Origin of the sequence: Streptomyces sp. NPDC050264 (genome assembly GCF_040655895.1) — a bacterium.
Lineage (GTDB): Bacteria > Actinomycetota > Actinomycetes > Streptomycetales > Streptomycetaceae > Streptomyces.
Window position 1 is genome coordinate 168,978 of sequence record NZ_JBFAKV010000012.1, and the last position, 23,910, is coordinate 192,887.

At 69.8% G+C, this 23,910-nt stretch carries 20 protein-coding genes; 6 read left to right on the forward strand and 14 right to left on the reverse strand.

The genetic code is table 11. The features are described from left to right. Positions 1–441: 441 nt before the first annotated feature. Both AB0J02_RS23030 and AB0J02_RS23035 read right to left on the reverse strand, forming a co-directional pair. Complete coding sequence (locus tag AB0J02_RS23030; protein WP_363195602.1) at positions 442–1,014, reverse strand: TetR/AcrR family transcriptional regulator; 573 nt, start codon at positions 1,012–1,014, stop codon at positions 442–444. 59 nt (positions 1,015–1,073) lie between these two features. Beyond that, positions 1,074–1,775: an SDR family oxidoreductase gene (locus AB0J02_RS23035; protein ID WP_363195603.1), complete on the reverse strand. Its 702-nt coding sequence runs from the start codon at positions 1,773–1,775 to the stop codon at positions 1,074–1,076. 227 nt (positions 1,776–2,002) lie between these two features. Between AB0J02_RS23035 and AB0J02_RS23040 the strand changes: the two genes are divergently transcribed. From AB0J02_RS23040 to AB0J02_RS23050, 3 genes are all read left to right on the forward strand, one after another. Next, positions 2,003–2,422: a hypothetical protein gene (locus AB0J02_RS23040; RefSeq protein WP_363195604.1), complete on the forward strand. Its 420-nt coding sequence runs from the start codon at positions 2,003–2,005 to the stop codon at positions 2,420–2,422. Then, positions 2,419–4,632, forward strand: a complete 2,214-nt coding sequence (locus AB0J02_RS23045; protein ID WP_363195605.1) for a tetratricopeptide repeat protein — start codon at positions 2,419–2,421, stop codon at positions 4,630–4,632. Before AB0J02_RS23040 ends, AB0J02_RS23045 begins: the two co-directional genes overlap by 4 nt. Positions 4,633–4,834: 202 nt before the next feature. After that, entirely contained in the window at positions 4,835–6,976 is a 2,142-nt protein-coding gene (locus AB0J02_RS23050; RefSeq protein ID WP_363195606.1) for an NB-ARC domain-containing protein, read from the forward strand. A gap of 67 nt (positions 6,977–7,043) precedes the next feature. On the opposite strand, the gene AB0J02_RS23055 is transcribed toward AB0J02_RS23050, so the two are convergent. Both AB0J02_RS23055 and AB0J02_RS23060 read right to left on the reverse strand, forming a co-directional pair. Further along, positions 7,044–8,180, reverse strand: coding sequence for a serine hydrolase domain-containing protein (locus tag AB0J02_RS23055; protein ID WP_363195607.1), 1,137 nt, complete (start codon positions 8,178–8,180; stop codon positions 7,044–7,046). A 129-nt stretch (positions 8,181–8,309) separates the two neighbouring features. Continuing rightward, positions 8,310–9,224, reverse strand: a complete 915-nt coding sequence (locus AB0J02_RS23060) for an AraC family transcriptional regulator (protein ID WP_363195608.1) — start codon at positions 9,222–9,224, stop codon at positions 8,310–8,312. Between the two features lie 83 nt (positions 9,225–9,307). On the opposite strand from AB0J02_RS23060, the gene AB0J02_RS23065 reads away from it, so the two are divergent. Continuing rightward, a complete protein-coding gene (locus tag AB0J02_RS23065; protein ID WP_363195609.1) occupies positions 9,308–10,309 on the forward strand; it encodes an SDR family NAD(P)-dependent oxidoreductase in 1,002 nt (333 codons plus the stop codon). Positions 10,310–10,445: 136 nt separating this feature from the next. Here the strand turns inward: AB0J02_RS23065 and AB0J02_RS23070 are convergent, their stop codons facing one another. The 4 genes from AB0J02_RS23070 to AB0J02_RS23085 all read right to left on the reverse strand — a co-directional run bounded on the left by AB0J02_RS23070 (position 10,446) and on the right by AB0J02_RS23085 (position 12,990). Beyond that, the gene (locus AB0J02_RS23070) at positions 10,446–11,279 is read right to left on the reverse strand and encodes a PIG-L family deacetylase (protein WP_363195610.1); all 834 of its coding nucleotides are present in this window, start codon (positions 11,277–11,279) and stop codon (positions 10,446–10,448) included. Between the two features lie 324 nt (positions 11,280–11,603). Beyond that, on the reverse strand, positions 11,604–11,978 hold the full coding sequence (locus AB0J02_RS23075; protein WP_363195611.1) for a fic family toxin-antitoxin system, toxin component: 375 nt from the start codon (positions 11,976–11,978) through the stop codon (positions 11,604–11,606). Further along, a complete protein-coding gene (locus tag AB0J02_RS23080; RefSeq protein ID WP_363195612.1) occupies positions 11,975–12,229 on the reverse strand; it encodes a hypothetical protein in 255 nt (84 codons plus the stop codon). Before AB0J02_RS23080 ends, AB0J02_RS23075 begins: the two co-directional genes overlap by 4 nt. 137 nt (positions 12,230–12,366) lie before the next feature. Further along, complete coding sequence (locus tag AB0J02_RS23085) at positions 12,367–12,990, reverse strand: TetR/AcrR family transcriptional regulator (protein ID WP_363195613.1); 624 nt, start codon at positions 12,988–12,990, stop codon at positions 12,367–12,369. 214 nt (positions 12,991–13,204) lie between these two features. Here AB0J02_RS23085 and AB0J02_RS23090 point away from each other — a divergent pair, with 214 nt between their 5' ends. Further along, entirely contained in the window at positions 13,205–13,768 is a 564-nt protein-coding gene (locus AB0J02_RS23090; RefSeq protein WP_363195614.1) for a hypothetical protein, read from the forward strand. Between the two features lie 174 nt (positions 13,769–13,942). Here AB0J02_RS23090 and AB0J02_RS23095 read toward each other — a convergent pair whose 3' ends face one another. The 4 genes from AB0J02_RS23095 to AB0J02_RS23110 all read right to left on the reverse strand — a co-directional run bounded on the left by AB0J02_RS23095 (position 13,943) and on the right by AB0J02_RS23110 (position 17,531). Then, positions 13,943–14,620, reverse strand: coding sequence for a restriction endonuclease (locus tag AB0J02_RS23095; protein ID WP_363195615.1), 678 nt, complete (start codon positions 14,618–14,620; stop codon positions 13,943–13,945). Positions 14,621–14,937: 317 nt separating this feature from the next. Beyond that, the gene (locus AB0J02_RS23100) at positions 14,938–16,302 is read right to left on the reverse strand and encodes an ankyrin repeat domain-containing protein (RefSeq protein ID WP_363195616.1); all 1,365 of its coding nucleotides are present in this window, start codon (positions 16,300–16,302) and stop codon (positions 14,938–14,940) included. Positions 16,303–16,325: 23 nt separating this feature from the next. Further along, a complete protein-coding gene (locus AB0J02_RS23105; RefSeq protein WP_363195617.1) occupies positions 16,326–16,883 on the reverse strand; it encodes a hypothetical protein in 558 nt (185 codons plus the stop codon). 282 nt (positions 16,884–17,165) lie between these two features. After that, entirely contained in the window at positions 17,166–17,531 is a 366-nt protein-coding gene (locus tag AB0J02_RS23110) for a MerR family transcriptional regulator (protein WP_363195618.1), read from the reverse strand. A 147-nt stretch (positions 17,532–17,678) separates the two neighbouring features. Here AB0J02_RS23110 and AB0J02_RS23115 point away from each other — a divergent pair, with 147 nt between their 5' ends. Further along, positions 17,679–18,584, forward strand: coding sequence for an NADP-dependent oxidoreductase (locus AB0J02_RS23115; RefSeq protein WP_363195619.1), 906 nt, complete (start codon positions 17,679–17,681; stop codon positions 18,582–18,584). 351 nt (positions 18,585–18,935) lie between these two features. Here the strand turns inward: AB0J02_RS23115 and AB0J02_RS23120 are convergent, their stop codons facing one another. Continuing rightward, positions 18,936–20,897, reverse strand: coding sequence for a galactosylceramidase (locus tag AB0J02_RS23120; protein WP_363195620.1), 1,962 nt, complete (start codon positions 20,895–20,897; stop codon positions 18,936–18,938). Positions 20,898–21,028: 131 nt separating this feature from the next. Further along, positions 21,029–23,569 carry a trehalase family glycosidase gene (locus tag AB0J02_RS23125; RefSeq protein ID WP_363195621.1) on the reverse strand — a complete coding sequence of 847 codons (2,541 nt, stop codon included), beginning with the start codon at positions 23,567–23,569 and terminating at the stop codon, positions 21,029–21,031. Between the last annotated feature and the right edge of the window lie 341 nt (positions 23,570–23,910).

Genomic DNA, 23,910 nt, shown 5'->3' on the forward strand with positions numbered 1-23,910 from the left:
GGGCGCCCGGGAGAGGCAGGGGCGGAGGGCTGTCGCCGACCCTCTGGGCGCCGGCAGTTACTCAGTCACGTGGTTCCACTTCTGCGTGTTCCCCGCAACTTACCTGCGACACCGTGTTTCAGATACCTCCGGTAACATGATGTGGGTCACAAATAAATTGGTCCAAATCAGTGTAAATCGGCATCAAGAACACGCGGACTGCACGGACAGCACAGATGCACCGCCACTCACCGGCGGCACGCGGAGGGATTGAGCAGGCTCTTGTGGCCAGGACTCAGGACATGCGGACCGGCCGACCACTCGCGTCAGCCACGCTCAGCGGGATGCCAACCCCGGATCCCCTGTCCGCGGGTCGGACGGATCCCGTTCCCCGCGGCCAGGCCTCCCCCGACAGCCCGATCGCCCGGGCGACGCCGACGCGCCGTCCGTCGCCCGCGCCCGCTACTTCATGCCCGCCGCGTCGAGCAGCGCCGTGGCCGCTGTAGTGGTCAGACCCTGCAGATTTTCGGCCTTCGCCCCCGCTCGGGCGCTGGCGCCATCGAAGATCAGGGTCAGTTGGCGGGCGAGGAGCTCAGGGTCGCGGGCTCCGCCGCGCTCGGCCTCCACGCGGAAGGCCTCGATCAGCGCGCCCTTGGCGCGCAGGGCGACGACGCTCGCGGGGTGTTCGGGGTCTTTGAGTTCGACCAGGGCCGACAGGAACGGACACCCCCGGTAGTCGTCCTCCGTCGACGCCTCCTCCAACTGCTCGAACACGTACAGGACGCGCTCCCGGGGCGGCCGGGCGTTCTCCGCGCCGAGGCCGAGCCTTCGCCCGTACTCGGGCGCACGCCGCTCCAGACTCTTCGCGAGCACGTCGTCCTTGCTCGCGAAGAGCTGGTACATCGAGCGCTTGGACACCCCGGCGGCCCGGCACAGCGCCTCGACGCCGATGGAGACACCGTCGCGGTAGAAGAGTTCCATGGCCGCGTCGAGCAGCCGGTCCCTCGTGGATGCCTTGTCCGTACTGGTGGCCATGGAGCGAGATTACCTCCGTCGGACGGCGACCCGAAACCGATCGGTATACCGCCCGGGCATCAGGAGACCAGCTGCGGATACAGGACCGAAAGGTCGGCCGAGAGACCGGACTTGACCTGGCGGGTCAGGTCGTCGGCGAGTACCTCGAAGGCCCCGCTGTCGATTCCGTCGAGCGCCTGGGCGGCCACGCCCGCGGGCGAGGACTTGGGCGCTTCGATCGCCGCGGTCATGTCGGTGTCGACGTATCCGACATGGAGTCCGGTGACGCCGATCCCTCGCGGGGCGAGGTCGAGCCGCAGGGAGTTGGTCTGGGACCAGAGCGCGGCCTTGGAGGCGCTGTACGAGCCGGCCAGGCCGATCCACGACAGTACGGAGTGGACGTTCAGGATGTGGCCGCCCCCGTTGCGCTCGATGACGGGGACGAATGCCCGGGCGGTGAGCAGGGGCCCGTAGAAGTTCGTCTCGAAGTCCTTGCGCACGTCGTCGACCGGCGAGTCCAGGAAGGACGCGTGCGTGGAGACACCCGCGTTGTTGATCAGGATGGTGACGTCACCGGCCAGTTCCGCGGCCGCCGCGACCGACGTGGGGTCGGTGACCTCCAGCGCCAGCGGTACCGCCCGGGCATCCGTGATCGTCCGCGGGTCGCGGGCGGTGGCGTACACCTTCTTCGCTCCCCGTTCGAAGAGGCCCTCCACCAGCGCCTTGCCGATCCCCCTGCCGCCACCGGTCACCAGGACGACTGCACCGTTGATTGCGGTCATGACATTCTCCAACTCCAGCACGCGGAAACCGATCGGTTTCCCTTCCGTTCGGAACAGTAAACCGATCGGTTTCACGAAGCAAGCCGCGGGCCGGACTGTCGCTGCCAGGAGACTGCTGTGCCCAGCCACCGCCGCAGCGGGCGCCGATCCGTATCCCCAGGCGTACAAACGCGCGGTCACGCACCGGCTCGGGGACCTAAGATCGGGAATCGGCCTTAGGGGGGACCATGGATCCGGAGATTGCCGCACTGGCAGGAACAGCAGGCACGACAGTCACCACGCTGATGGTCACGAACGCCTGGGAAGCGGCGAGGGAGGGCGTGGTCGCACTCTGGCGTCGTTTCCAGCCCGCGAGAGCCGACAGCATCCGTGCGGAGCTGGAAGCGGGCCGCGAGGATCTCCTTCTCGCGCGCGAGGCGGGTGACGCCGGGTCCGAGGCCGAGCTGACCGCCGAGTGGCAGGGACGTCTACGCCGATTTCTGCTCGCCCAGCCCGAGGCCGCCGACGCACTGCGCCGTGTCCTGGACGAACTGAACCCGTCGCCTTCGGGAGAGCCCGCCGCGCAGCAGATCCATTTGCGGGCCCAGGCGTCGGGCAGCGCACGCGTCTACCAGGCCGGACGCGATCAGCACATCACCGAACGATGAGCCCCTCGGAGTCGATGGAGGGGCGCGCCTCGGGCCAGGCCCGGATCTTCCAGACCGGTGGCAGCCAGTACATCGAGGAGCACATCCACCACTACGCCCCGGGCTCGGCCCCGCTGTTCGGGCGCCAGACGGTGGGCCCGGCCGCGCCGCAGCGCCTCGCTCCCGACTCCGTCCGCCTGCCGCTGGTCGGTCGCGCGCCCGGGATTCTGCGGGACCGCACCGAGGTCATGGGCCTTCTGCGGGCCGCCGTGGCCGGACCCGGCGGCGACATCCAGGTCCTGCACGGCATGGGTGGCTGCGGTAAAACAGCCGTCGCGCGCGCTCTGTTCACCGAGGCCGTACGGGATCACGGCCGAGTCGGTCTGTGGGTCAACGCCTCCGAGCACGTGTCCCTGCGCGCCGGCATGCTGGCCGTGGCGGGCGACCGGGGCGCCACCAGTGGCGAACTGGCTGCCGCGGCCAGCGGTCAGCGCGCCTCGGCCGACCTGGTCTGGCACTATCTGGACCACTCCGCGACGCAGTGGCTGCTGGTGTTGGACAACGCCGACGACCCAGCTGTGCTGGAAGAGGGTGCGTGGTTGCGCACGAGCCCGCTGGGGACGGTGCTGGTGACCAGCCGTCACGCGACCTCCGCGCTGTGGCGGAGCCCCGGGGTGAGCAGCCACCGGCTCGGCGTACTCCCTTTGCAGGACGCGGCGTTGGTCCTGCGGGATCTGGCCCCGGATGTGGCTGCGCCGGAGTCCGCGCGAAAGGTTGCGCAGCGCTTGGGCTGCCTGCCCCTTGCGTTGACCCTGGCCGGGTCCCATTTGGCGAACCAGCTACTGGAGTCGTGGTCGATGGACGAGTACGACCGGAGACTGAACGAGGAGTCGACAGCTTTGGTCGACCTGGGAGCGGCCGGCGGCGAACACTCTCGTCACCTGGTGGGTCGCACGTGGCAACTGTCCCTGGACGCCTTGGCGGAAGGCGGTCTGCCGGAGTCGACCAGTCTGCTGCGACTGCTCTCGTTCTGGGCGGCGGACCCCGTACCGCTGTCGCTCCTGATGCCTGCGGCACAGGGCGGCGTCAGCCTTGAGCACCTCGACCCGCCGCTTCCCGCCGCGAAGGTGGAACCGGCCCTGCGCGCGCTCCTGGACCACTCCCTGGTCGACCTGGTCGAAGCGGACGGGCACCGTTGCGTGAGCGCCCACGGCGTTCTGCTGGACAGCGTCGCGGCGCGTGTGTCCGCCGCGGAACGTGGCCGTCTGGCTGAAGCGGCGCGCCGGCTACTGCAGGCGGCGTTGCCGGGGGAAGGCGCCGCGGTGCCCGAACTTCGCTCCGTGTCCCGGGTACTGGCACCGCACGTGGCCGGTCTGTTGCAGCAGTCCCGCCGCCACGGGCTGGTGACCGATGAATCCGTGCGGCTCGCCGCGCGTGTCGCGCGGCTGGTGTACGAGGCAGGTGACTGGACCGCCGCGCTGGCGCTGGCATCCACCGCCGCCGAGGTGGCTACGGAGCACCTGGGAGCCGAACACCCCGCGGCCATCGAGGCGAGGTCGGGCCAGGGACCCATCCTGTTCAGGCTCGGCAGGTACGCCGAAGCCGCCGACCTCCTGCGGCCGGTCCACCAGGACGCGTCGCGCACGCTCGGTCCCCACGACACGCGCACGCTGGACGCGGCCTACGAACTGCAGCGGGTTCTGCACCGCCTGGGCGATCTGGCGCAGGCCCGCACGCTGTTGGAAGCGGTCCTGGACGGCCGTCGCCAAGTGCTGGGCGACGGCCACGTCGCCACCCTCAAGACCCGCTGCGAGATGCTGGAACTGCGCTTCTCGCAGAACGAGTTCGATACTTACGCGATCGCGGCCGGCCAACTGGTCGAGGACTGCGAACGGCACCTCGGCGCCTCGCACCTTGTGACCATCTGGGCGCGCGACGCACGTGCGCGAGGGGCTCTGCACTTCGGCCGGGGCGCCGAGGCCGAGGACCTCTTCCGCCAGGTGCTCGCCGGGCAGCGGGCCGGCTACGGAGACGACCATCCGCTGGTCCTCGGGGTACTCATCCAGCTCAGCCGCGCCCAGCACGCGCAGGGCAAGCGGCAGGAGGCCGCCGAGAGCGCGCGTGAGGTGGCCGAGCAGCGGGCCGGGCTCTTGGGGGAAGACCACCCCGAGACCGTCGCGGCGCGCGCCTGGTCCGCCGAGATCCAGGCGGCACCGCCTGCGACGGGGTGACTGCCCGGCGACACGAGCCGCGTCCGACGCAGCCGCGGGCCGATGGACCGGACGGCTCCGTGCACGACGCGTCGCCGTCGGAGAACCACCGCGGTCAGCGTGGCCGCTGACCGGATCGATGAATCAGGCGATAACTCTCCCCCGGCCCCCGCTGAGTTGATAGCACTGACGGTGCAAGGAGCCTCAGCACGGGAGTTGAACCATGGCAGCGGACAAACAACGGGAGCGACGGGTGGGCGAGTTGCCCCGGGAGGCCGGTGAACTGGTCGGTCGCCACTCGGAGTTGGCACAGGTCACGCAGGCGCTCGGGGCGCATCGGGTGGTGACGCTCGTAGGGGTCGGCGGTGTGGGCAAGACACGGTTGGCGCAGAGCGTCGCCGCCCAGCTGCAGCCGGGGCTCAGCGACGGAGCGTGGTGGGTCGCGCTGTCGGGCCTGCGCGACGGAGAGGTGCTGCCCCACGCCATCGCCGAGGCGCTGCCCATGGCGCACCAGACGGCCATGCCGGTGATCGATGCTCTGGCGCGCTATCTCGCCGAGCGCAACCTGCTCCTGGTCCTGGACACGTGCGAGCACCTCACGCAGGAACTACGGCCACTTGTGGAGCGGTTGGTCGGAGCCTCGCCGGGGCTGCGGATCCTGGCCACGAGCCGGCGTCCGCTGGGATTGGCGGCGGAAGAGGTCCTGACCGTGGAGCCGCTGCCGGTCCCCGGTCTGGTAAAGGGGCCGGGAACAGAGCCGAACGCCGACGCCTTGGTGCTGCTGGCCGAACGGGCGGCCGACGCGATGCCCGGGTTCACGGTCACCGAGGCCGGCCGGCCCGATCTGGAGCGTCTGTGCCGCCAGTTGGAAGGCCTGCCTCTGGCGATCGAGCTGGCGGCGGCCCGGTTGCGGGAAGTCTCGCCGGGCGAGCTGGCCGACCGGCTGTCGGACCGCGTGTCCGACCGGTTCTCGGTGCTCGACGAGGCCAAGGCCGAAGCCGAGGCCGCCATCGGGCACGCGGATCCCCTCTGGCACCGGGCGCTGCGCACCACGATCGGCTGGAGCCATCAACTGTGCACTCCGGCCGAGCGGCTGCTGTGGGCGCGACTGTCGGTGTTCGTGGGGAGCTTCGACGCGGAGGGCGCCCTGCAGGTCTGCGGCGACGACCGCCTGGATCGCGAGGAGATTCCTCAGCTGCTGGCCGGACTCACGGAGAAGTCGATCATCACGTGGGTGCCGACGGCCGCCGGTGAGCGCTACCGGATGCTGGACACGATCCGCGAGTACGGCGAGGACTGGCTGCGGAGTCTGGGTGAGGGGCGCGAGTTCCGCCGCCGCCACCGCACCTGGTATCTGCGGCTCGCCCGGGAGGGCGATGCGGCCTGGATGGGGCCTGACCAGTACATCTGGTACGAACGGATGCACGCGGAACTCGACAATCTCCGGCTCGCCCTGGAGTCCTGCCTCGGTTCTGCCGACAGCCGGATCGGCCTGGGAATGGCCGGAGACCTGTGGTTCCTCTGGTACGCGTGCGGACTTGCCCGGGAGGGCCGGCATTATCTCGACCGCGCCCTGGGAGCGTTCTTGGGACCCAGCCCGCTACGGCTGAAAGCTCTCTACGCCCAAGCTCTGGTGCTGACCGAGTTGGGCGACCTGCCCGCGCTGGAGGAGCGCTCCGCCGAGTGCACCGCCCTGGCGGCTCGGTTCGGTGAGGCCGAGGACAGCCTCGCGAAGTCCGCGGCCGTGGTGACGGCGGCGCTGCGCGGCGACGCGGTCACGGTGCTGAAGCTGACCGATGAACTGCACGCCCGGCACAGCCAGTCGCCCGAGGCCATGCTCAGTGTGCCCGGCCTGGGTTCCCTCTCCGTCGGCAGCCATGCGCGCATCGCCATGGGCATGGCCGAGGATGCCCTGGCCGGCCTGGACGAAATGCGGCGGGTGTGCGACGTCTCGGGTGAGACGTGGATGCGCGCGTGGGGCGATTCCATCCGCGCTCAGGCGGAGCTTGCCCTGGGCCGCATCGAGGCCGCTGAGCACTCCGCCCGGGCGTCGCTCACGGTCAAGCACCGGATGCACGACAGCTTCGGCTCCGGCATGTGCCTGGAGTCGATCGCCCAGTGCGCGATCGCCGACGGCCAGGCCGGGCGGGCGGCCCGGCTGCTCGGCCTGGCACACCAACTGTGGGACACCCTCGGGCGGCCCCAAGTCGGCATCCCCAGCTGGGTGGCAGCCCACGAGGACTGCGTCAGCCGCACGCGTACGGCGCTCGGCGAGCCGGCCTACGACCGTGCCTTTCAGGCCGGTTACCGGACCGACCTCGACGCCGGTATCGCCGAGGCCCTGAACGGCGTGGTGTCCGCGTGAGCGGCGTTCCGCACCCGGGGGTCCGGCGCTTGCCGGTCGCGCGTGCACGGTCCCGAACGGGAACTGTCTAGGCGTGGCAGAGGGCATCGTCCAGCAAGGCGGTCACGGCTGCCTTGGCCGGGCGGCCGGTGCCCCAGGCCACCGACAGGGTGACGGCACGCCCGCCGGGGGTGGCGAAGGTCCAGGTGGAACTGCCCAGCGCGTCGCCGTCGTGTCCGTATGCGGTCGCGCCGCAGGTCAGCGCCATGGTCTGTAGTCCGAGGCCCGTCTGCGAGGGGTCGGAGGGCGTCGCCATCTCCCGCAGCAGCCTCGGCGGCAGCAGTCGGCCGCCGAGCAGGGCGGTGGTGAAGGTGTTGAGGTCGGCGGCGCTGGAGATCAGCTCGCCGGCCGCGTTCATCACCGACGGGTTCATCTCGGTGATGTCGACCACCCCGCCCGCGCCGTCCGGGATGTAATGGTGCGCGTGGCTGCCTGGGATGCGCGGGTTCGTGCCCGGCAGCCACGTGTCCCGCATGTCGAGCGGCTGGAGTATCCGCCGCGAAATCTCATCGGCGTAGGAATGCCTGGTGACGCGCTCGACGAGCAGGCCGAGCACCAGGTAGTCGGTGCTGGAGTAGTGGTACGAGGTGCCCGGCGAGAAGACCGCGGGTTGCTCGGTGGCGCGGTGAACCAACTCGGTGGTGGTCCACGTCCGGTAGCGGATCGGCAGGAAGGCGGTCGGCGGCTTGAGCGGCAGCGTGTCGGTGACGTCGTACAGGCCGCTGGTGTGGTTCAGCAGTTCGCGTACCGTGATGCGGTCGCCGTCCGGCACCAGCCCGGGCAGCCACCGGTCGACCGTGTCGTCGAGCGCCAGCCGGCGCTCGTCGACCAGTTGGAGCACCGTGGTGGCCACGAACGTCTTGGTGACGCTGCCGGCCCGGAAGTGTCCCGTCGGGTCGACGGGTTTGCGCGTCCCCGCGACCGCGGTCCCGCTCGTCGCCCGTACGCTCCGTCCGGTTCGACCGGCGTCTCTCACCTCGACCAGCGCGCTCGTCGGGCCGCCCGCCACGACCGCGTCCAGGTCCTGCCGCAGCACCGACGCCTCTTTCTGGTGCGACCGGCCGCTCCCGGCCGCTGCCACGGCCGTCGCGGACGACACGGGCAACGCGACGACGAGGGCGGCGACAACCGCGGCCGCGCACCTCACCTTGTTGCGGTTCTTCATCAAGGGCTCCCTCTCATAGGTCCGTGCCAAGCAACCTATGAGCGCCGCCCGCCGCCGAACATGCGGCAAGTCCCCCTCCTGTCACGGGGGTTCACCCCACCCGTACGGGTCCTCCCGTACGGGAACGGCTCAAGGATCCAGGGAATTCTTGCGGTAGTCACCGGGAGGCATCCCCTGAATCCTTTTGAAGGCGACGCTGAAGGCGCTTTCGGATCCGTATCCCACGGAGCGGGCGATGGAGGCGAGTGTTCCGCCGCTTTCGCGCAGTTGCTGAGATGCGAGCTCGATGCGCCATCGCGTGAGGTACTCCAATGGCCCCTGGCCGACCGCGACTTGGAAACGGGCGGCCATCGTGGACCGGGACACCGATGCGGTGTCGGCGAGTTCGGCCACGGTCCATGAACGTGCCGGATCGCGGTGCAGGGAGGTCAGCGCCGTCGCGACGACGGGATCCGCGAGGCCGGCCAGCCACCCGGATACCGCATGCGGGGCGCGCTCCAGGTGCCTACGCAGTACATGGACGAGCATGACGACGGCGAGATGCTCCGCCACCAGAGTGGAGGCCATCGGACGGTGCGTCAGCTCCTGGTCGATGGCGGTCAGCGCCCACTGCACCGTCTGCGCGTGCGGGGTGTCGGCGGGCAGGTGGACAATCGGCGGAAGCCTGTCGAGCAACAGTTCCTGTGCGCGGGCACTGAAGGAGAACCCGCCGCCGATGAGGAACACGTCGTCGCCCTGGCCCGCTCTGGCGATGCCGCCGTCGGCTTCGGCGAACACGGCGCCGCCATCGACAGGAACGGCTTCCGGATCACTGCGCAGCGTGAAGGAGCGCGAGCGCGTCAAGAGGTAGCAGTCGCCCTCCGCCAGATCGATCGCCTCGTCGATCCCGTCGACCTCCAATTGGCAGGAGCCGCGCCGAACGGCGTTGAACTTCACGACGCGTGGGGCGTCGAATCGCACGGCCCAGCGGCCTCCCGCGGCCAGGCTCGCGGAGAGATGGCTGCGGGTCCGCAGCAGGTTCAGCACATCCTCAAGAGGATCCACACTCGCCTCCGATTGGATGATGGCTAAAGAAACATGGACTCTTAGTTATAGATCGTCCAGCCTGCACATCCTAGCGTGGACACATGACAACAAACCCCACGGCCGACAGGCACGCGCGAAACGACACCGCCCTCCTGAGCACTCCCTTCACCTCTCACGCCCGTGCGCGGGAAGTGATCGAAGGTGTGGATCTCGCCGGTCGGCGCGCCGTCGTCACCGGCGGCGCCTCGGGCCTCGGCGCCGAGACCGTCCGGGCACTGGCCGCCGCCGGCGCGGAGGTGACGATCGCGACGCGCCGCCCGCGATCGGCCGAGCGGCTCGTGCAGGAGCTGTCCATCACGGGCCGAGCGGGACGGGTGCGCGCGGAAGCTCTCGACCTGTCCGACCTGGCCTCCGTCGACGCCTTCGCCCGAGCGTGGCGCGGGCCTCTTGACCTCCTCATCGCGAACGCCGGGATCATGGCCCTTCCCACGCGCTCCCTCACCCCGCAGGGCTGGGAGATGCAGCTTGCCACCAACTATCTCGGCCACTTCGCTCTGGCCACCGGTCTGCACGCGGCTATGCGGGACGCAGGCTCTGCCCGCATCGTGGTCGTCAGTTCCGGCGCCCACTTGGGCGCGCCCCTCGACTTCGAAGATCCACATTTCGAGCGGCGCCCGTACGACCCCTGGGTGGCGTACGGGCAGTCGAAGTCCGCCGACGTCCTCTTCACGGTGGGTGCGCGCCGCTGGGCGGCGGACGGGATCACGGCCAACGCGCTCAACCCCGGTTACATCCTCACCGGTCTGCAGCGGCACCTCGACGCCGACACCATGCGCGCGTTCGGCGTGATGGACGACCAGGGCAACGTGAAACCGCTGCCGTATTACAAGACGCCGGAGCAGGGGGCCGCCACCTCCGTACTGCTGGCAGCCTCTCCCCTCTTGCGGGGAGTCACCGGTCGCTATTTCGAAGACAACCAGGAGGCCCGGACCGTCCAAGGCAGAGAGGACGAGCCCGGTGGCGTAGCCGCCCACGCACGTGACTCGCAGGCAGCGGACCGGCTCTGGGAGTACGGCACCGACGCCCTCCGCACTGCTAGGTAGGCCGAGCCTCGCGCCCTCGTGGATCTTCCTTGACGGGCACGGGACCCGTTACAGGGCACGGCACGGAACTCCGTGCCGTGCCTGTCTCACGGGCGGCGGCTCAGTCGGCAATCGATCCGAGCGCGATCATGGCCTTTCAGCGCAGGCCGGCGAAGAGATCGTTCTCGGGGACGGCCGCGCCGGTGGCGTCCTTGACACGCAGGAAGGTCTCCACGCCCATCCACTCGCCGAACCTCTCCTTGCCCATCTTGAGGAAGAAGATGTTCTCGCCCTGGCTGGCGTGCGCGGCCAGCGCGTCGAACTTCTGACCGCTGAACGCGGTGGTGTCCACCCACGTGGTGATCTCGTCGTCAGGGAGTCCGATCTCGGCCATCGCGGCGGCTTCGGCCGGGTCCGGCTCCGGCAGGTCCTCATTGAACTCGCGCATGGTCTCCCCGAACCGCTGCATCATCGAGCGGGGCATCGTCGTCCAGTACACCTTCGGTGTCAGCCCGGTCATCTCCAGCGCCGCCATCGTGATGCGGTGGGCCTGGATGTGGTCGGGATGGCCGTAGAAGCCGTTCTCGTCGTAAGTGACGACCACATCGGGCCGGTAGTGCCGCATGAGTTCCGCGAGCCGGGCGGCGCCTTCCTCAACGGGGGTCTGCCAGAAGGATCCGGGGGCGTCGTTGCTGGACCAGCCCATCATCCCGGAGTCGGCATAGTCCAGGGTCTCCAGGTCGCTGATCTTCAGGACGTCACAGCTCTCCTGAAGTTCTTGACGGCGCATCAAGGCGACGGCCGCCGGATCGTGCCCGGGATCTCCCGGCTTGACACCCCCCGGCCCGTCACCGCAACCGCCGTCGGTACAGGTCACGAGCACCGTACGGATGCCTTCCGCCGCATACTGCGCGAGGATCCCTCCGGTTCCGGTGGCCTCGTCGTCGGGGTGTGCGTGCACTGCCATGAGCGTCAAGGGACGGTCGGTCATGAAAAAGTCCTCCTGCAGAATTACGTATCGATACGAATGCGCGGTGGGCGCACCGCGATCCCGAGGGCCCCGCCCCTGGTGACCGGACGACCTCGCGGTCTCCGTGTCCCCCGTATGACGCCGGCGCCTCGGTGGATGCAACAGCACCGGCCGGACCGGCTGTTCCCGGCACGGGCACTCGGCCTTCCAGGCGTGCGGGTGGAACTCCCGTGTCGTTCCGCGGCCTCGCCGGCGGAGGCACTGCGGGAGACGGACGGACGTGGGCTCCCGGCGCACCTGGCAAGTGGGGTATGTCCTGGTCCTGCCCTGGTCCTGCCCTGGTCCTCAGTTCCGTGTCCAGGTACGGATCTGCGCAGCGGCGCTGCGGACGTCGAGGGCGTCGCGGTCGATGCGCTCGGCGAGGTCGGCGGCGGTCTTGGCGCTGACGTTGACGAACAGACCCGACGCGCTCAGATAGGCGGCGGCGACGACCGCCGCGAACAGCTTGTTACGCGCCTCCAGGGCGGGCACGCGCACCAGCTGGTGCATAAGGGCTGCCGCCCGGTGGTGCGGGTCGGTGTAGACGTAGACGTCCAGCACCTTGTCGGCGTGCCGGGCGACGGCGGCCTGAAGGCTGCCGAAGTCGGTCACTTCCGGGTCGTCCGGGAGGGTTCGGTGGGCCAGGTCGAGGAGCCAGGCCCGGTCGATGTGGACGATCACGCGGCGCGGCTGCCCCTCTGGGTGGGGGCGGCGCCGTGGCCGTCGGTCCCGAAGCGGTCGTCGAAGTGGTCGGCCCATTCGCCGACGAAGTGGTCGGCGGCGACGAGGAAGCGGTGGCGCAGGTCGTTGGCCTCGTCGGCGAGGAGCTGGCGGGCGTACTCGTTGACTTCCATGCCTGCGGCGGCCGCGCGTTCTTCGATACCGGTGTACACCGCTTCGTCGACCCGAACATTGATCTGCTTCTTCGACATGACGCCACTGTAGCGTCTCGTACGGGGTGCTACAGGGGTCCGTCGGGATGCGTCGGCGTTCGCTCGGCAAGCAGCCCGTACGCGTGCAGGATTTCTGGACCACGGGCGTGCGAGCAGACCGGTTTCCACCCGCGTGCTTACGCCTCCGGGGCCGGTTCTGGACCCGATTCGGGTACCGATGCGGTGCGCGCGGACAGGATGCCTTCGACGCCGTGCAGGAACGTCTCGGAGATCAGCGCCGGGTCGAAAAGGCAGCCTGCCGCCATGGCCCCGTCCCGGAGCATGACGAAGTGCCGTCCTGCCTCGTCTGCGGGCGTGCAGCAGGCCTGCGCCAGCAATTGCGTGACGGTCTCCAGGAACCATTGCCGATGCGCCAGCACGGCCTGGTGGACCGGGTGCGCCGGGTCGGGATACTCGGCTACCGCGTTCAGGAAGGCGCACCCGCGGAACCCGGAGTACTGGATGCTCCCGGCGATGGACCGGGCGACGGCGCGAACCGTGTCAGCCGCCGGCCCGCCCTCTGCCCGGGCGGCCGCGACCTGCGCCCGGATGCCGTGGTCGGCCTGCTGGAGGTAAGCAAGGATCAGTTCCTCCTTCCCCTTGAAGTGCCGGTACAGAGTGGCTCGGGTGACCTGCGCTTCCGCGATGATCCGGTCCACGCCCACGGAGTGGATGCCCTCCGTGTAGAAGATCCGGGTCGCTGTGTCGACAAGTCGGGACCGGGCCTGGGATGTACTCCCGCCTTCTGTACGCGCGCTCATGGCGCCACCGTATCAGCCCATGAGGGAGAACGTTCGGTCTTGACAGCGGGGTGGCGTCGCCCTTGAATGGAGCACGAGACCGAACGTTCTCCCTCATCGTGGCTCATGCAGGCTCGGTCAGTCACGAACGGTCAGCCACGACAGGACCGCCCAGAACACGGCGCCCGAACGCCACTCCGCTCGCACCAAGCCGCTTTCACCGAGAGGACCACTCATGGACACCACCGTCGCTGCCCCGGCCCCCACCGCAAGCGCCTCCACAGCGCTGCGTCACCTGTATCTCGTGCGCTTCGCGTTCGCCACCGTCTGGGCCGTCCTGCTGTTCACATCCGCCGACACCCTGGGCACCCTCAGCGCGACACTGCTGGTGATCTATCCCTTGTTCGACATGGCGTGCGCGATCGTCGACGCCAGGGCCGCCAAAGCGAACGGCGGACCGGTGCGCGGGCTCTACGCGAACATCGCGCTCAGCGCCCTCACCACTGCAGGCCTCGCCGCCGCAGCAGCCTCCGGCATCCCGGCCGTCCTGCGCGTCTGGGGCGCCTGGGCCATCACCGCAGGTCTCGTCCAGCTGATCGTCGGCGTCCTGCGACGCGGTATGGGAGGCCAGTGGCCGATGATCGCCAGCGGCGCCATCTCCACGCTCGCCGGAGCCTCCTTCGTCGCACAGGCCGGCAAGGACAACGCCTCACTGAGCACCCTGGCCGGTTACGCGTTCCTCGGCGGCGTCTTCTTCCTCGTCTCCGCCCTCCGCCTGAGCCGAGCCACCCAGCGTTGACCAGGTGGAGGGCCCGGTCTCGCTCGGCCGCGGGCACCGCGCTCTGATCAACCAGACGGTCAGGGTGGTCGACCGGATTCCGGTCGACCACCCTGACCGTCTGCCGACTTCTTGTGCCCGAGGGCACTCCACCACGGGCACAACGCTCCTTGCGGAAGCCGACCCCGTTTCGGCTCAGCTCAGAGGACCGGCTCGGCGCGGGGGTGGCACCTTCGGCAGCACCTGCCACAGGGGGCGCGAACCGGCCGCCCAAGCGCCCAGCGTCTGGCGGTCCACCAGCGCGATGGACAACTGCCGTGCGAGCGGCGGGCACTTCGACGAGAACCGCCCGTTGGTCACCAGCACCACCACGTCCGCCTTGTGCAGCGGGCGCGCCGTCCCGTTCAGCCGCTGCAGATCGGGGGTTCCCACCGCTGAGCCGGCGGCCCCGCTCCGCCGGTGCTTGCACTGGATCACCCAACGCCGCCCCAGCGGATCGGTCGCCAGGACATCGACGCCGTTGTCGCCCGCACCGCCGACCTGCTGCGCGTCCGCGCACCCGTCCCGGCGCATCAAGTCCCGTACCGCGTACTCGAAGTCGCGGTGATGCAGCCCGTCCAACTGCGACAGGGCGTAACGCAGCCCCTGCCGCTGGGCGTCCGCCCATCGGACCCGCTGCTGACGCTGACAGAGCACACCGCCGCCTGCCGCGACGGCCGCCACGATGAGCAGCAGCAGGACCCACCAGTGCGCTGCCAGCCAGTTGACCAGCGCGGCGAGCAGCCAGAACAGGGCCGCCACTCCTAGGAGCACGGTGACGAGCTGGGGCTGCTGCCGTTTGGTCGGACGTCGTCGGCGCCTCCGGGCGGGCACTCTCCTCGTCACGGTTCACCGCCGCGCGGCGAGAACCTGATCGGACAGGACAGCCGTGGATGCCGGGCGCGGCTGCTGCTCCGTCCCGACCCCCGCACCGATGCCCGCACGGAAGTACGTATCGATCCACACCGCAGACCTCCCCCTCCAGTACAGCTTCCCCGCCGAACTGACATGGTGGCAGTCAGCACTGACACCCGGTCAGGAAAGCCGCGGCTCCGGTGACCACGTAAGCGGAGTACGAGTACGGACAAGGGCAGATGGGAGTCGATGACGGACGGGCGTCACGCAGGCGGGTCGTGTCGTGGTCAAAGCCCTCACTCGGCGGCCGAGTCCTTCTTCCGCAGCTCCCACCGCCAGAGCGCGTCGGCTCGGTGGTCACCCCTGAATCGGTCGCCGAGAGGTCCCACCCGCTCGTACGCCTCGGCAGTACGCGGATCGTCGCGCAGAGCGAGGCCGTAAGCAGCTTCCAGGCGCAGGAGTTGGTCATCCGCATCGAGTAGCCCTGCCAGTGCGTCGGCGGTGGCGGGCGTACGGTCCCAGGACTCGGCCAGCACCGCCACAGCCTCATGGCGCGGGGCGGCATCCGGCTCCTCGATCAGCGGGAGCAGCGCACGAGTGATCTCTGGGAGGAGGTCGTCGTCCCGTTTGCTCGCCGTGCATGCCTGGAGTCGCACCTGGGCGTCCGGGTCGTGCATGAGGGAGCGCAGAGCGGCCCTCGCCTCATGGGTGCGGGCAACGCCGTCCGCGGTCAGGGCGTAGGGCACCTCGCGGCGTACGCGCGGGTCGGGATGGCAGGCGTGCAGGAGGCCGATGGCTTCCTGGCCCGTGTGGTCGCGGTGGGTGTAGGCGTCGAGCAGCTTCGCGAGCATGCCGCCGTCCGTTTCCTCGGCTGCCCAGGCGGCCAGGAATTCGCTCTCCTTCTGCTCGAACTCGGGGCTGGTATCGCAGAGGAGCCCCCGCTTCCATAGAAAATCCGCCACGAACCGGCGATGCGCCGGATCAGGGTTGTGGCGATGAGCCACCACCGCCGACCATGTCTCGGCGCTGCGGCGCTGCACGAGGGTGAAGCAGGCCGTCTGCCAGTCCACATGGTCCGCGTCGTGCCGGCCAACAGCACGGGCCATCAGTTCCTCGACGGGGGTCAGGATGCGGAACGCCCATTCCATCGACGTCAAAATGGCGCCGTGCCCTGCTCGTACGCTCGGACCGTTATCGAAGGAGACCTGCTCGACCCAGTCGACCCAGTCGTATGCACCGTCAAGGGTTCGGACCGTCGTGGCCGGACCGTGCGCGCCCGTCCTGCGCCGCAGTTCCTCGACCGCGCCCGTCTCGTACCAGGTCCGGGCCAAGGCAAGCAGCCGTTCGCGTGCGGGCTTTGAAAGTCGCAGGCGGGGTTCCCTGCCCAGCACCGCCGTGAAGGTCGTCGGGGAGCCGCCGTCTACGGCGCGCCACAGCGGTGTCGTCCCGTCCGGCAGCATCCGGTCCGGGTCCGCGCCGCCTTCTACCAGCGCCTCGGCCACCCTCGCGTCGTACGCCGCCACGGCCTCGCAAAGTACCGGCAGCCCGTCCGCGTCCACCACGTCCGGATCCGCGCCCTGATCCAACAGGTCCCGGACCGCGTCAGCGTCCCCCGCCCGCACCGCCGACCTGAGCCGGCTGTCGAGTTCTGCGCCGCCCATGCCTCTCCCCCGGTCAGTCCCCGTCAGTTCCAGATCAACCGGCCGTCGCACACGCGCCCCGCAGCGCCCCGCGCAGGGGAGTTGATCTCCGCCATCAGGTCGGCCGTCACATGGAACAGGGCGGACATCGACATGTGAACGCCGAACGACGGAGCGTCTCCGTCTCCGAACGAACCGATCCGACCCGTGCGCGCGTCGAGGAACTTGCCGTAGCAGGCATCGCTGTCCGAGAAGAGAGGAATCCATTGCTCGTGCCAGAAGGGGAAGCCCGGGTCATCGGACGGATCGTCGCGCTCGATCTCCATCTTGAAGTGATGGACACCCTCCAGGGCCGCAAGCCCCAGCATGCCTCCGCGGCCCGGCACGATCCCCTCGACCAAAACGTCAGGGTCCTCGCTCATTCCGCTCAGCAGGAACCACGCGTTCAACTCCTGCGGGAACACGATGCCCATGCGTTCCCGGGCCGCGTCGATCTCTCCCGGAGCGGTGGGAGGAAGCACCGACGCCGCAGTCACCGGCGCGTTCGCCTCCAGCCGGCTCACCACACGCTGCCACGCCTGCCTCAATTCCCCCGCGGTCACCTGTCTGCTCCCTCACATCTCACCGGCTTACGGCTCACCGTGAGGCCCGGGCGCATGCCTGGGCGCCCGAGCCGCTGCTGCATAGCCTTACAGCACCAAGTAGGGGGGGGCGGCATGTATTTCCGGTTCACCGAGGCTGAGTTCATCACGCTTGGCATCACGGTCGGCTTCGTCTCGTTTTCTCGCGGGCTGCGGCCGACGGGCCCCCATCCGGGCGTTGAGGGGGGGACCCGAGACCGGACGAAGCCTCGTCGGCACCGGCCGTAGTTGCGGCAGTAGCCGTCACTGCTCGGAAGAGCAGTCGGAATCAGGGTTGCGCGCGATGGCGATCACGTTGTCGAGCCGGTCGCGCACAGCGAGCAGGTCGGTGATCCGCTGGTCGACGCGGACGCGCTCGGCCACCAACTGGTCCAGGAGAGCCGGGGGCACTTCACCGGAGTCCACGCACGGCAGCACCTCGCGGACTCTTCTGCTCGGGAGGCCCGCGGCGTACAGCCGCTGGATCAGCCAGACGCGGCGGACGGCGGTGTCGGGATAGTGCCGCTGACCGCCGGGGCTTCGGTCGGCCTGGAGCAGATCTTGTTCCTCGTAGTAGCGCAGCGCCCGGACGCTCACTCCCGCTTTTTCGGCGACCTCACCGATGCGCACCTGTCCTCCCTCGTCCGGGCGGCCTGCCCGACTTGCAGCTGACGTCAATGTCAGGTTCTAGCGTAGGGGGTGTCGGCGCTCGCCGGACATTCACAGCACTCACCTCACGAGCGGCCGGTTCAGGCCGCGTCTGAAAGGCAGAACGTTATGCGCGCAGTCCATTACCACGAGTACGGCGGTGTGGAGACCCTCGTGGTCGAGCAGGTGCCGGAGCCGCACCCCGGGCCAGGCGAGATCCGTGTCCGCGTCGCGGCGGCCGGCGTCAATCCCGTCGACTGGAAGGTGCGCGCCGGTACGGTGCGCGAGCTGCTTCCCCTGGACCTGCCCGCGATTCCCGGGCGTGACGCCGTCGGCGTGGTCGACGAGATCGGTGAGGGCGTGCAGGGGGTGCGCGTCGGCGACCGTGTCTTCGGGCTGGGCGGCGTCACCGGTGCGACAGCGGAGCTGGCCGTGCTCTCGGCCTGGGCCCCCGCGCCCTCCACATGGACCGACGAGGAGGCCGCCGGTGCCGGTCTGGCATCCGTGACCGCGATGGGCGGGCTGAAGGCGCTCGGTCCCCTGCGGGGGCGCACCCTTCTCGTCGAGGGCGCCGCCGGAGGCGTGGGCAGTGCCGCGGTCGAGATCGCGGTGGCTCGAGGCGCCACCGTGATCGGGACGGCCAGTGAGCGCAACCACGAGTTCGTCACCTCGCTCGGAGCCGTTCCCACCACCTACGGCACCGGTCTCGCGGAGCGTCTCGCCACCCTGGCTCCGAACGGTGTCGACATCGCGCTCGACACCGCGGCCTCCGGGTCCCTGGCCGACCTCGTCGCGATCGTGGGCGACCCTGCGCGCGTGTCGACGATCGCCGACCACACCAACGCGCAACACCTGAATGTGCGTGTGGTCAACGCGGAGAACGACTCCACGCTCCTCGCCGAAGCAGGCGAACTCGGCCTGCAAGGCCGCTACACACCGCGCATCGAGCGGGCCTACCCCCTCGAACAGATCGCGGCAGCGCACGCGTACGCCGAGCGCGGACACACGCAGGGGAAGATCGTGATCCGCATCTGAGCTTGTCCCACCGTTCGGGGCACCTAGGACATCGTTTCATCAGTAGGCGTCGAAGGACTTCGTCAGGTCTGCCGACCTCGTTGCGGCCGGCAGGCCTAGCATGACGGCTGCAACTTGGCAGCCTCCGCGCCGCACTCGCAGTCACGGACGCTCTTCCCCAGACTCTCCGCGAATGCGAATGCGAATGCGAATGCGAATGCGAACGCAGCCACGTCGGTCCCGGCCCCCACACCCCCGTCACCCGGAGGCGCACCGCCGAGATCGACACCCCGACACGGAACGCCAGGAAGTCTTCGACAAGGCTCTCGAAGACTTCCTGGCTACCTTGTGACGGCGCCAGCGCTCTCAGCCTCAACCTTGGGTGACCCTCAGGTCGTCGAAGTGTGAGGCGGTGTAGGAGTCGAGGCCCAGACCCACCTGGCCGTGGGTGTTGGTGCTGTCGGTGACCCGGGCGACCACGGTGTTGTCCACGCGGGCGGTGACCGTGTCGCCCTTGAAGCCGAGTGAGAGCCTGTGCCAGGTGTCCGCACCGGGGCCGGACAGGCTGCCGCTTGCCAGGACACGGGTCGACTTGTCGGGCCCGATGACCTTCAGCGACCACGTACCGTCGGCCGACAGGTCGAGGTAGTAGCCCTGCCATACGTTGTTGCGCCCGGAGCCGACATTGTTGAGCTGGTTCACGACGCGGCCGAGGAGCGATGCCGTCCCGGCGCCTTCGGTGTCGTCGATGAAGGTCTTGGCGGACACGGTGTAGTCGGTCCACCTGCTGTCGCCGACCAGGGTGAGCGGACTCGCGACCCTCGACCACTTGGTGGGCGGGGTCGTGATGGTCTGGCGCAGACACATGCCGGCGGCCCGAGGCGCGGCCGGGCAGCGGGCGGCCTGGAACGCGCCCTCCATGTCGGAGAGGTACCGGGGCGTGGCGCCCGCCCGGTAGCGGTCGAAGTCGTCACGGTAAGGGAGCGCCATCGTCCGGGAGGCCGGCGCCTTCGCGGCCGCCCGGCTCTTGCCGCCGGGCATGGTGGTCAGCGTGGTGACGGTGCCCGGCTCCAGGGTCACCTGGTGGCGGCCCGCCGCGTCCGGTCGGACGTCGGCGCCGCGCACGAACCAGTCGGCGGGGTCGGTCGACTCCAGCGTGGTCGACCAGCGGTGCAGCGCGCCGCGCGGAAGCCCGCCGGCGGGAGTGATGCCGACCGTCTGCGGCCCGGTCGCGCCGGTGGTCTCGAACACCGTCGTGTACTGGGGTTTCCGCCCCGGCGACCGCAGGGTCACGTAGGTGCCGCCGCCGTCGAGGTAGCCGCTCGCGGAGTCGACGTACCGCCAGCCGGGGCGGGTGAACTGCGCGGTCTGGGCGAGCGTCCACAAGGTCGGGCCCAGGTCGTAGTGGCCGGTCCACGGCTCGTTGGCCTGGAGCAGCCCGCTGCCCTGCATCTGCACGGTCGGGTACCAGGCGTACACGGCGGGCCAGTTGATGAAGGCGGTGATGCGGGAGTCCACGTATTCGTGGTTCATCTCCGCGGCGAGCCGGGTGGCTCCCGTGAGGTAGTTGTTCCAGCCGGACTCGCTCGCGAAAAGTGGTTTGTCCAGGTCGAGGGCGTCCTGTGAGCTGGAGCAGTGGACGGCCGAGCACGGATAGTGGATGCCGACGACGTCGGTGGCGGCGTCGAAGGCGGGGTCGTCCTTCATGTCGGTGGCCACGTCCCACCCGGCGCTGTCTGCCGCCACCACCTTGACGTCGCCGTAGCCGTGGGTGACCAGGGCCTTCTTGAGCTTGCCGTACCAGACGGCGTCCCAGCCCTTCTCGTTCCAGCCGCCGAGGTAGTCGATGTCCAGTCCGTGCCGGTCGGCGCAGCCCAGCCACTTTGTCAGGTAGGCAACGTTGTCGTCGGACCAGAAGCCGCCCTCGAACCAGCCGGGCGCGCCCCATTCGAGGCCGTAGAAGCGGATCTGCGGATTGCGCTTCTGCGCCTCTTCCATCAGCCACCACTCGTAGCCGCGGTCGCAGTTCACCTCGGTCCGGGTGCGCATGTGGCTGGGTTCGGCGCCGTTGCTGGAGTTGGTGTCGGCGCCGATCTCCACTTTCAGGATCTGCAGCGAGGCGCCGACCCCGGGCTTGAAGAGGTAGTCGAGGATCTGGGTGCGCTGCGGCTCGGGGTAGTCGACGAGCAGCCGTGAGGTGCCGCCGCCACCGCTGATGGCGCCGACCCCGTCGAAGACGCGGCCGGTGCCGGCGCCGTCCACGGTGATCTCCTGGCCGGCGGTCGCCGTGCCGGCGTGCGCGGCGGACGGTGCGACGGCGGCGAGGCAGGACATGAGCAGGGCGCACAGGGCCCGTATCCACCGTTGGTCTCGTCTACGGGTCCGGGCGTACGGCCCGTTCGTGCGGCTCTGCATACGACTCTCCCTACGGCTCTTCTTGGTGGGGCGGTTGCGGTGGGCGGGTGTCACAGCTCTACGCGGCTGCGGCCGGCGGGCACTTTCCGGCTTCGGGAGCGGCCGTCCGGGGCGAGCACCTCGACGCGGGCCGGTCCGTCGGCCGTGACGTCGAAGGTGGCTCCCGGGCCGCGGAGCACGAAGTCGCGGACCGCGACTCGGGCGCCGGTGGCCCGGAAGACGGTCCGGCCGTCACGGACCAGGGTGGTGCGGTGCGGACCGGCCGAGACGGCGTACGTGTGACCCCGTAGGACAACGTTGTCGACGGTGTTGGTGCCGGGCAGCGCGAGGGAACCGAACATCAGCGCCGACGGGTCGCCGTCCCAGGGGTTGTCGGAGAGGAGCTCGTGCAGCCCCTGCACGGCCATCGCGTTCGACCAGGAGTAGGTGCGCCAGGCGGTGTCGACGGCGGAGGCCATGACCGACTGCCCGGGGTCGGGGTCGAAGGACTCGGGGAACCAGCCCTCCTTGTCCCAGGCTTCGAGGTACATCGCGGTGGAGCGGGCGGCGAACCGCCCCGCGGCGTCGTCGAACCCGTACCGCTTGACGCCGTCGTACACGGTGAAGTTCATGGGCGGCCAGGCGGCTCCGAGCCACTGCTCGGGCGAGGAGTTCTCGCCGTACCGCTCGAAGTACTTGAAGTGCTCGGAGTCGGGGTGCACGGGGCCGCCGCTGCAGTACGCCGGGTCGTTGCGGGCGACGCTGGGGATGACGTGGTCGCCCCAGAACTCCTCCGGGTTCAGCAGGTGTTCCTCCACCAGCACCCGGGCGCGTTCCCGTGTGGCGAGGCCGGCGAAGAGCGGGTAGAAGACGGTGGGCGTGACGGTCTCGTTCCAGGTGCCGTCGAGGTATCGGCTCAGGTACAGGCCCTTGCCGGGGTGCCACAGCCGGTCGTTGAGCAGCCGCTTGAGCGTCGCGTGCCGCGCGGCGAAGCGCTCCGCGTCGCGGCGGTGGCCCAGTACCCGGGCCATCTTCGCGAGCGTCTCGGCGAGCAGCGCGTAGTACGAGTTGAGCGCCACGTCGGTGAGGTCGGTGTTGTCCCGCGCGTCGCCGCTTCCGCCCTGCTTGGCGATGCGGTGGTAGGCGGCGTAGACCGGGCTGTCGTCCAGTCCGAGGTGGTTGCCACGGCCGCCGATGCGGTCCCCGAAGTAGGGGCTCTCCAGCAGGCCGTCCTTGTCGGTGTCCCACTCAGGCAGCAGGTCGTGGAAGGTGACGAGCGCGGGGTACGCCTTCTCCAGCACGGTGCGGTCACCGAGCTTGGTGTACAGCCGCCAGACGGCGTACGCGTGCATGGGCCCGGAGTTCTGCTGGTCGTAGCGCGGTCCGCGCAGCGGGACCTGGTTCGGCGGGGCGGGTGCGTCGAAGACGTCCGTCTCGTGCTGGACGGCGAGCGGGTGGCTGACGAGGGCGGCCTCGACGCAGTCGAAGGCCGAGTCCCAGCCGGTGAACAGCCCGCCTCCGCCGCCCCATCCCCACATGACGTAGTTGCGCCGGTTGTCCTTGTCGTAGTTGGTGTTGAGGGACAGCGCGTCGCGTACGGCGTCCGCGGCCCGCCCGACCGGACCGGACCCCGTGAGGTGGTGGCCGCGCACCCGCGCCTCGGCGGCGGCGAGGGCGCGCTCGATGTCGTGCGCCTCGGGTGTCCCGACCGGCTGCGGTTTCGACCCGACGCGGGCGGTGAACGTGATCGTCTGTCCCTTGCCGAGCCGGTGGACGAGCCCGGCGACCGCGTCGCCCGGTGCCCCGGTGCCGCCGGTCACGGCCGCCGTCAGGTCGGCGACGGAGGCGTAGCAGCGGGCGTCGGCGGCGGATTCGGTGGGTTCGGTGGGCGAGAGCCGGAAGTGGCCGGTCCGTCCGGCGTCGAGCAGCCCGGGCGCACTGGCGGTCACGTCCCGGCCGTCCAGGGAGACGGCCGCCTTCTCGCCCCAGGGAGTGCCGACCTCCAGGACGACGGTCGTGTCGTCGTCGAGGGCGGTGACGGCGCCGACAAGGCCGGTGCCGTCGGCGGTACGGGCGTAGCGGACCCGTATGGTGCGCTTCTGCTCCTGCGTCTGCGCGTACTTCTGCTGGAGCTGCGGGAGTTTCGCGGTGGCGTCGGTGACCGCGCTCGGCGACCACTGGTCCGGGTGGGCGATCACCTCGCGCAGCGCCTGGAGGTGGGCGGGCATGACCGTGCGGTCGTCGGTGCTGACGCGCACCTCCTTGTAGCCGCCGTCGGGTGTCATGGGCCCGATGCGCCAGAGGTAATTGGTCATCTTCTCCCGGATGAGCTTGCCCTGGGCGGTGAGGAGGCCGACGCGGAGCGCGAACCGGGCCTCGCCTTCGCCGACGAACAGGGCGCCGGTCCAGTCCTGCTCGCGCACACCGGGCATGGCGAACGGCCGCTTCAGCGTGGGATACGGGAGGGTTGTCGTCGTCTCCTGCTCGGACGCCGCGGCCGCGACGGGTGCGGAGACAGCCGTTCCGGTGAGGGCGAGTGCCGCCGAGCCGGTGAGGCCGGTCGCGCCGACGCCGGCGAGGAAGGTGCGTCTGTGCAGAGGGTGGTCCGTCACGTAGTGGGCCCTTCTTCACGGAGCGATGGGATCGTCGTGCGGGCTCGATGACCGTGCGCATGCGCGTCGTCCGAACTTCACTTCCTCGCATCCACCCCATTCGCCGTTCGACATGTCGAACGGCAATCGGTATATCGGTCATGCGGCCAGATGCGAGTATGGACGACCCGGACGGACTGTCAAGGCTTGTGGATCAAACCCGTTCGCTTCGCCGGAGACGTCGGCCGAGGCCCGTCCCTCGGTTTCGGCTCGGAGCAGTTATGTCAGGCAGGTGCTCATCTGCCGTGAACGCGGCTGTGGCTGACGGGGCGCCACAAGGCGCGGCGCCTGCGCCGGGCGGG